This window comes from Clostridium sp. ATCC BAA-442, from assembly GCF_964239415.1.
Lineage (GTDB): Bacteria > Bacillota > Clostridia > Oscillospirales > Oscillospiraceae > Flavonifractor > Flavonifractor plautii.
The window spans coordinates 1-3,675 of the sequence record NZ_CAXSQB010000061.1 but is presented as its reverse complement, the minus strand read 5'-3'; the positions used below and the strand labels follow the sequence as shown (position 1 = coordinate 3,675).

Here is a 3,675-nt window from a genome sequence, read left to right as displayed (position 1 = left end):
CCCCGCGGCCTTTTATTGTATGCTGTCCAGAGCGAAGAGGGCGGCGCCCAGGGCTCCGCAGAGATCCGGCTCGGGGGGGAGCCACAGGGGCGCGCCCAGACGGGCCTCCAGCGCCTCCGTCACGCCCCGGTTGCGGGCCACGCCGCCGGTCATCATATAGGGCCCTTTGGCCCCCGCGCGGCTGGCCAGGGCGGCGGTCTTGGCGGCCACCGACTGGTTCAGGCCGTGGACAATGTCGGCGGCGGAGTGGTTGTCCGCGATGAGGGACACCACCTCCGACTCGGCAAAGACGGTGCACATGCTGGAGATGGTCAGCTCCTGCTCCCAGTGCAGGCCGACGCGGGCCATCTCATCCAGGTTCAGCTCCAGGGTGCGGGCCATCAGCTCCAGGAACCGTCCGGTGCCGGCGGCGCACTTGTCGTTCATCACAAAGTTGGTCACGCCGCCCGACTCGTCCAGACAGATGACCTTGCTGTCCTGGCCGCCGATGTCCACGATGGCCCGGGCCTCCGGGTACAGGCGGTGGGCCCCCCGGGCGTGGCAGGTGATCTCGGTCACCTGCCCGGTGGCGAAGGGGATGTTGTTCCGGCCGTAGCCGGTGGCCACGATGGCGGCCATGTCCTCCGGGGTGAAGCCGCCCAGGGCGGCGAAGGCCTTCTCCGCGCCCTGGCTGGCCTTTGGGCCGGTGCGGACGATGGCGGAGGCGGCCACGTTCCCCGCCCGGTCGAGCACCACCACGTTGGTGGTGGTGGAGCCGCTGTCGATGCCCGCCACATAGGCCCCCCGCCGGGCGGCGGAAGCAGGGGCGGGGCGGAGCTCCAGCCCCTCCAGAAAGGCCTCCAGCCGGGTGGAGAGCTGCCCGCTGGACAGGGGGGTGAAGTCGGTCTCCACCTTGAGCAGGGGCAGGGCGGTGCGCCTGCGCAGGTTCTCGTACTCGAAGGAGTAGAAGTCGCAGAACTTGACGGTGTGGTACACCAGGCCCTTGAGGCCGGGGTGGTTCAGCAGCTCCTCCCGGCGGCCCACCGCGTCCATGCGCAGGCAGGGGATCTGCCCCAGCAGAGCCCCGGCGTACCAGTCCAGCAGGCCGTCCAGGCCGTCCAGCCCCTCCGGCGGGGGCGGCAGGCTCCGGTTGCCGCCGCAGGTCAGGTCGGCCACCGGCAGGGGGGAGACCCGCCGCAGGGCCTCCAGCAGGCCCGCCCCGGCCCGCGCCCCGGTGACAGCCAGGAAGAGGCCGTCCGGCAGGGGGACAGGGGGCGTAAAGGCGGCCCGGAGGGCCGCTTCGTCCAAGGTGGTGCCCCGGTAGGCCCCGTACTCCTCCGCCAGCCGCTCCAGCTCCCCCCGGAGCCGGGCCTTGGCGCAGCCGTCGTCGTGGTGGGGAAGGTCCAGCAGGAAGAGGAAATCCAGCCCGCCCTGGGCGCGGAGCACGTCGTAGCAGCGGCGGATGGAGTCGCAGCAGTTGACCAGCACCAGCTCCCGCACGCCGTCCCGGCGGCACTCCTCCAGCACCGCCTTGGCGTGGCAGCAGAAGTGGTTGTGGGTCAGCGCCTCGGCGTGGGAGAAGGCGTTAGCCTCCCGGTTGAGAAGGGCCGGCTGGCCGCCCAGGGCGGCCAGCAGCTCCACGGGGGTGTATTTACAGGTATATCCGATCATCTGCATCCCTCCAGCAGCTCCAGAAAGGCCTGGAGCCGGGTGACCATCTGGCCGTCGTTCACGTTGCCGCTGTCGCAGCCATCCCCATCCAGCACCAGGGTGGGGAACCCGGCGGCCTCCAGCCGGCGTTTGACGAGCTGGGCCGCGCCGGAGGTCTGCTTGCAGCCCCAGTGGCAGAAGTACACCGCCCCGTCGGCCCGGAGGAGGCGGGCCAGCTCCGCTGCCCGCTCCGCCCGGCGCTCCGCACCGCCGTTGAAGGAGGAGCAGACCAGCCGCCGGGCCATGGACTCATAGGGGCGCTCCGGCTCGGGGAGCACATCGGCATCCAGGGCCATGTCGCACCCCACAATCTCCACGTCGGGGCGGAAGTTCAGCAGGGCGCGCAGGCTGTCCTGCCAGTGGGGGAGGGTGTGCAGCCACAGAATCCGCTTTCCACGCCGCCCCTCCGGCAGGGCGGCCACCTGGGCGCAGAGCTGCTCGGTGTAGCGCAGGGCCTCCGGCGAACCCAGCATGGAGTGGGTGGCGAAGACGGAGAGCATCTCGGAGGTCATCTCGTCAGAGAGGGAGCGCTCCGCCCGCAGGGACAGGTAGCGGTGGTAGCCCTCCACGGTGGCCCGGGAGCGGGCCACCGCGGCCCGCAGCGCGTCCTCCTCCAGGGGGCGCCCCCCGTGGGCCTGGACAAAGGCCGCCATGGCCCGGAGCTGTTCGGCCACCTGGGCGACACTCTCCTCCGAGGGGGCGTAGGGCACGTCCACCGTGAAGCGTGGGACGTCCCAGAACTCCGCCAGCCGGCGGAAGGTGAGCTGGTTGGCGTCGCAGGCCAGGGAGGTGTTGAGGATGAACCGGGGCCTGGCCATGACGCCGGTCTCGGCCAGGCCAAGCAGGATTTTGTGGTAGGAGCAGTAGCTCTCCGGCACGCCCCGCTCCTCCGCCGCCTCCACGAACACCCGCTCCGCCGCCGTGGACACCAGATAGCAGGACAGCCCCTCGGGCAGCACCGGGGGGATGTTCAGGGCGTGGAGCACCTCGCAGGGGAGGAAGATGTTGACGCAGGCCGCCCGGCCGGGGCGGCCCAGGGCGGCGGCCATGGAGCGGGCCGTGTCCCCCTGCATGGCGCACCGGGCGGGGAGCACGTTTTTGGGCGGGAAGTACTTCATCTGTACCCCCACCAGGGTGTAGGCCGTGCGGAGCAGGGCGCGGGCACGGTCAGGGTGCCCGGCCACCTGGCGGGAGATCAAGCGGCCCAGGGCCTCGATGGAAGAGCTTGGCATAGAGACTCCTTTCCGAAAAAACGGGCCGCCCGCTCGGGCGGCCCGAAGCATAGGGTTCTTTCTTACAGAGGCTTCAAGGAATCGTAAGAAAATCTTTCTTGCCAGCGGCGCGGGATATTTGCTATTCTATACCCACGCAGACGAAAGAGAGGTTTTTCTATGGAAATCATATGCAGTACCACTTATGACCGGAGGGCGCTGTCTGCGCTGGCCAGGGCTCTGCGTAAAACCGTCCGCAGGACGCGCTCACGGCTGCTGCGCGTCTGGTGCTGGGTGCTCCTGGTGCTGAGCCTGCTGTCGGCCTGGGTCTCCTGGGGCGAGTGGGGAACTGTGGCGCTCAATGGGGCGGTGGCCGTCCTGATGCTGGCCGTTCTGCTGGGGGAGGACGCAATCAACGCCTTCTTTGCCAGGCGGAATGCCCTGCCGGGGATGGAGGTGTGCACGGTGCGCTTTTTGGAGGAACACTATGAAACCAAAATCGCCGGCGCGGCCACTCAATGGAAATATAGCAAGCTCCTCCGGCTGGCGGAGAATGACCGTTACCTGGTGCTCATTCTGGGAAAGAACCACGGCCAGCTCTGCGATAAAGAGGGGGTGACGGGCGCTGCCCCGGAGGAGCTCCGCGCCTTTCTGGAGAAAAAGACGGGGTTGACGGTTGAACGGTTCCGATAGCGGGGGCCGCCGCTTCGACACCGGGGCAATTTGTTTGCCCTGGGCATAAAAGAAATCTGTGGAATCCAGAAATGAAAAAGGG

General features: G+C 68.7%; 3 protein-coding genes. 1 reads left to right on the top strand and 2 read right to left on the bottom strand.

The annotated features are described in order from the left end of the window. Positions 1 to 12 precede the first annotated feature (12 nt). Complete coding sequence (locus ACESY8_RS17510; protein WP_434307807.1) at positions 13 to 1,650, bottom strand: acyl-CoA dehydratase activase; 1,638 nt, start codon at positions 1,648 to 1,650, stop codon at positions 13 to 15. Then, positions 1,647 to 2,921 carry a 2-hydroxyacyl-CoA dehydratase subunit D gene (locus ACESY8_RS17505; protein ID WP_054339366.1) on the bottom strand — a complete coding sequence of 425 codons (1,275 nt, stop codon included), beginning with the start codon at positions 2,919 to 2,921 and terminating at the stop codon, positions 1,647 to 1,649. The genes ACESY8_RS17510 and ACESY8_RS17505 overlap by 4 nt, the downstream gene beginning before the upstream one ends. Positions 2,922 to 3,080: 159 nt before the next feature. On the opposite strand from ACESY8_RS17505, the gene ACESY8_RS17500 reads away from it, so the two are divergent. Further along, the gene (locus tag ACESY8_RS17500; RefSeq protein WP_054339365.1) at positions 3,081 to 3,593 is read left to right on the top strand and encodes a YcxB family protein; all 513 of its coding nucleotides are present in this window, start codon (positions 3,081 to 3,083) and stop codon (positions 3,591 to 3,593) included. The last annotated feature ends 82 nt before the right edge of the window (positions 3,594 to 3,675 follow it).

Coding starts and splice junctions, on each gene's coding strand:
- ACESY8_RS17500 (WP_054339365.1), top strand. CDS start 3,081: ATGGAAATCATATGCAGTACCACTTATGACCGGAGGGCGCTGTCTGCG.
- ACESY8_RS17510 (WP_434307807.1), bottom strand. CDS start 1,650: ATGATCGGATATACCTGTAAATACACCCCCGTGGAGCTGCTGGCCGCC.
- ACESY8_RS17505 (WP_054339366.1), bottom strand. CDS start 2,921: ATGCCAAGCTCTTCCATCGAGGCCCTGGGCCGCTTGATCTCCCGCCAG.